This window comes from Bilophila sp. 4_1_30 (genome assembly GCF_000224655.1).
GTDB lineage: Bacteria > Desulfobacterota > Desulfovibrionia > Desulfovibrionales > Desulfovibrionaceae > Bilophila > Bilophila wadsworthia.
The window spans coordinates 236,414-240,719 of record NZ_JH114231.1; the positions used below are offsets into that span (position 1 = coordinate 236,414).

General features: G+C 57.8%; 3 protein-coding genes. All 3 read left to right on the top strand.

The genetic code is table 11. The annotated features are described in order from the left end of the window. The first annotated feature begins 125 nt into the window (after nucleotides 1-125). A complete protein-coding gene (locus tag HMPREF0178_RS01170; RefSeq protein ID WP_083832421.1) occupies nucleotides 126-872 on the top strand; it encodes an ABC transporter ATP-binding protein in 747 nt (248 codons plus the stop codon). Continuing rightward, nucleotides 869-2,917: a TonB-dependent siderophore receptor gene (locus HMPREF0178_RS01175; RefSeq protein ID WP_009378371.1), complete on the top strand. Its 2,049-nt coding sequence runs from the start codon at nucleotides 869-871 to the stop codon at nucleotides 2,915-2,917. The genes HMPREF0178_RS01170 and HMPREF0178_RS01175 overlap by 4 nt, the downstream gene beginning before the upstream one ends. Before the next feature lie 90 nt (nucleotides 2,918-3,007). After that, nucleotides 3,008-4,306, top strand: a 1,299-nt coding sequence (locus HMPREF0178_RS01180; RefSeq protein ID WP_009378372.1) for a cobaltochelatase subunit CobN, incomplete at its 3' end; no start/stop codon positions are given.

Sequence of the window (4,306 nt, forward strand, 5' to 3'; positions counted from 1 at the left end):
TTTCTTCTTCTGGCTGTTGATAGCGGAAAGGGCAGAATCATGCTTGAACTCCGCGATCTGCTTTTGCTTATCCGGCAGGGAGGCCCCTCCTTGGGGGCCTTTCCTTCACGTTCCGAAGCGGTGGGATATGTGCCGTTCTCGGTCCCAACGGAACCGGAAAAACGACGCTCCTCAAGCTGTTGCTGGGAATCTTGAAACCTTCCTCTGGCGAAATACTCCTGTCGGGTATGCCGATAGGACGCATGACCGCCCAGAGGCGTGCCCGCAAGCTCGCCTATATCCCGCAGGATGTGTCCCTGCGTTTTCCGCTCAGTGTATTTGAGTTCGTATTGCTTGGACGCAAACCGTGGTTTGTGTGGGGGCCTTCCCCTTCCGATGTAGCGTTGACGGGGACGGTTCTTTCCCGGCTGGATCTGGATGCGCTCGCGGAGCGTTCTCTTGCCAACCTTTCCGGAGGGCAGCGCCAGAAGGTTGCGTTGGCTCGCGCTCTTGTTCAGGAGACGGATTGGCTGCTTCTTGATGAGCCCACCAGCAGCCTGGATCTCCGTCATCAGGTGGAAGTACTGACAACGGTTCGCCGTGTTGCCACGAAGCAGGGCAAGGGCGTCATCCTTTCCATGCACGACATCAATCTTGCCGCCCGCTATGCCGATATGATCCTTCTCATGAAGGATGGGGGGATCGTGGCTTCCGGCGCTCCGGCGGATGTTTTGACGGGCGAACGCATCGCCTCGGTTTATGGTCTTCCCATGTGCGCGTTCCATGCCGAGGACAATCCGCAGGTTTCCCTGTGGTTTCCCGATACGACAGAGGAGGGGGCGGTTTTTCCGTCCCGTTCAGGGATTTTTCAAGAAGAGGACATGGAACAGTGAAGAAGCAAGGAACCTGTCTGGCCGCGTTGTTGGGGGCTCTGTGTTTGTTCCCGCAAGGCGTACTTGCGGAGGAAACCGTCAGCGCGACCATGAAGCCGGTCGTCGTCACAGCGACCAAAACGGAACACAGCCTTGGTGAAACGACGGCGGACGTTTCCGTGGTGACGCGCGAACAGATCGAAAAGATGCCCGCCAACAACGTGTTGGACGTCATGCGCACGATGCCGGGCGTTACCGTCGATTCGGCACGTTCCTTTTATGGTACGAGCACGCAGAATAAGGTGATCATCCGTGGTATGGGCGGTGACGACGTCAACGGGCGCGTGCTGGTGCTTATGGACGGCCTTCCTGTTATGGCGGCGGGGAACAATATCTTCAACTGGGACACCATCAGCCTCGATACCGTGGAGCGCATCGAAGTAGTGCGCGGGCCCGCTTCCGCGCTGTACGGTTCCAGCGCGATGGGCGGCGTCATCAACATCATCACGAGAAAACCGACGGAAGAAGGTTTCAAAACCACGGTCGGCACCAAGTTCGGACGCTACAACACATGGCAGAACAAACTCTACCATACCGGGGCCATTGACAAATTCAGCTACGCCATTTCCGGCAGCATGTTGAAGTCGCGCGGTTTCAACGTCCTGCCGGAACACAGCCCCAAAGCCGGTTCAAACCGGAACGAATTCAACAGTGCACGAGAGAAGGTGGAGAACTACAACGGGGCGTTGGCGTTGAATTACCGTTTCGACGAAACCGCGGATCTCTCCATACACGGAGAAATGTCCTCGTTTGAAAATACAGGTAGATGGCACATCGAAGACTTCAACCTGTACAGCAATAAGCATCAGGGCATCGGTGCCAGATTGCATAAGGATTTTGGCGCAGTGGACAGCAGTTTCTCCGTTCGGGGCGACTTCACCAAGTCCGATTATGACAATGCCAGCAAGACGGTCAAAACGTCCGAAGCCCCTTCCAAGATGCGGACCGTTTCTTGGGATCAAAGCAACACGTTTGCCCTTGGCGACATGCATTTGTTTACGGTCGGGGTTGCTGGCTCTTGGGGAAAATTCGATTCGGAGTCCAACTACTTCACTTCGACCCGCTATACTCAGAAGGGCGGCAAGGAGCTGAACCTGAGTGGTTATCTCCAGGATGAAATATCGATTCTGGACGGCAAGCTGACCGTCGTACCCGGCGTTCGTTACGACTACTGGCGGAGCAAGGGATACCTTCAAGACACCAATGACAAGGTGAATCCCGACAAACAGGATTTCGCTTCGGCCAGCAACGTGCGGTTTTCCCCCAAGCTCGGCGTACGCGTGGATCCGTGGGATAACCTTGTGGTGTTCCGGTCCAACTACGGCGAGGCGTTCCGCGCGCCGACGCTCAACGATCTTTTTGGCGGTTCCATCATCGGTTCGAGCCGCTATAAGAGCAATCCCAACCTGAAACCCGAACTGTCCAAGACGTGGGATGTCGGTGTGGACGTCAATCCCACGGATAGGCTGACCCTGAATGTGACCGGTTACAAGACGTGGGCCGAGGATTACATCGCCAACGTCCCGAAGGGAAAGGAAGACGGCTACAACATCAAGATGAAGGAAAACATCGACAAGGTGACCATCACAGGCATCGAAGCCAACATCCACTACCAATACAACGAGTATTTGAAGCTTTTTGCCGAAGGGACCGCGCTGCGCCCGGAAATCCGCTCCGGAGCCAATCAGGGAAATCATCTGCACAATGTTCCCACGCGCAAGGCGAGCCTTGGGTTTACGTTCTCGCATCCCGACTGGTTTACGCTGCAGGCCAGCGCCACATGGTTGGGCCGCATCTGGCAGGATCAGACGGACAACGGTGACATCGCCGAGGGCAACTTCTGGCTGGGCGAGTTCAAGCTGTCCAGGCGGTTTGATTACGAGCGATACTGGCTGGAACCTTTCATCGAAATGCAGGGCATCACCACGAAGGATGAAATCCGCTATACAAACGGTTCCCGCGTTCCGATCAACATGTTTTTCGTTGGTCTGGAGGCCGGGTTCTAAAAATTGTAATGGGTCTCCCTCCATTACATGACTGGGAAGGGGCTGCGAGTGTTGCCGCGCCCCTTCCCGTATCCTTTTCAGGAGGAATGCATGTCCGTTGTCTGTGTCGCCTGGTCCAGTCATGTGGGCGCATTGATGTCCGCAGCCTCTCGCCCTGGGATGCCCTCGGTGCGCGTCCTGTCTTCCCGTATGCTGGAGGATCCGGACGGCGTGGAGCGCTGCCTTGAAATCATGCGTTCCGCCACAGCGCTTTTCGTGTTTCGGACAACGGACGCGCTGTGGGATCAGCTTGATGAAGGCATCCGCCTGATAGGGAAGACGGTACCGGTGGTCTGCGTCAGCTACGATCCGGCTGCGTGGGCGTTGTCCTCGGTATCCGTCGAAACGGCACAGACGGCTTATCGCTATCTGACCTATGGCGGCGCGGAGAATCTCGGCAATCTGTTCCGTTTTCTGGACGCGTTGCCGGATGCCGCGGCGGTTCCGGAACCGGTTCCCGTTCCTTGGGAAGGGCTTTGGCATCCCGATGCGCCGGTCCGCGCCTTTGCCACGGTGCGGGGCTATCTGGAGTGGTATGCGGGGTATGCGCGGGAACGCGGCCTGAGCTTGGATCCGGAACGGACGGTCGGATTGCTGTTCGGTCGGCATTACTGGGTCAACGACATGCCCGACGTGGAAGCGGCACTTGTCCATGCCCTCGAAGCGAAGGGCTTGGGCGTGTTTCCGGCCTTTACGAATACACTGCGGGACAAGGCGACGGGCAACAAGGGGGCGACGATCTGGTCACGTGAGGTCTTTCTTGGGGAGAGCGGGAGCCGGATCGGGGCCCTCGTCAAGTTTTTGCCGTACTTCACCAATAACGGTGGGGATATGCCAGCGTTTGTCGGAGACGATTCCCCGGCGCGGGAAAGCGTGCGCGTTTTCCGTGAACTCGGCGTGCCGATCTTCCAGCCTGTTTTCGCTTCCTCAAAAACGCTTGAGGAATGGGAAGCCGACCCGCAGGGTCTGAACAGCGAAGTGTCGTGGGCCGTCGCCATGCCCGAATTTGAAGGAGCCATTGAGCCGTTTTTCCTCGGTGGCGGCACCTTGTCCCAGACCGGCGTGAGCGGAACCGAAATCGAGCGCCGTACGCCCCATCCCGAACGGGTGGAGCGTTTCGCCTCCCGCATCGCCCGCTGGCTGCGTCTCAGAAACAAGCCCGTGGCGGAACGTCGGGTTGCCTTTCTTTTGAACAGTGATCCCTGCGCGTCCGTGGAGGCATCCGTAGGCGGAGCCGCCAAGCTGGATTCTCTGGAGTCGGTGAGCCGTATCCTCCGGGCCATGCGGCAGGCCGGATATGCCGTGGATGTCCCCGAGTCCGGTGCGGCGCTCATCGAAACCATCATGGAG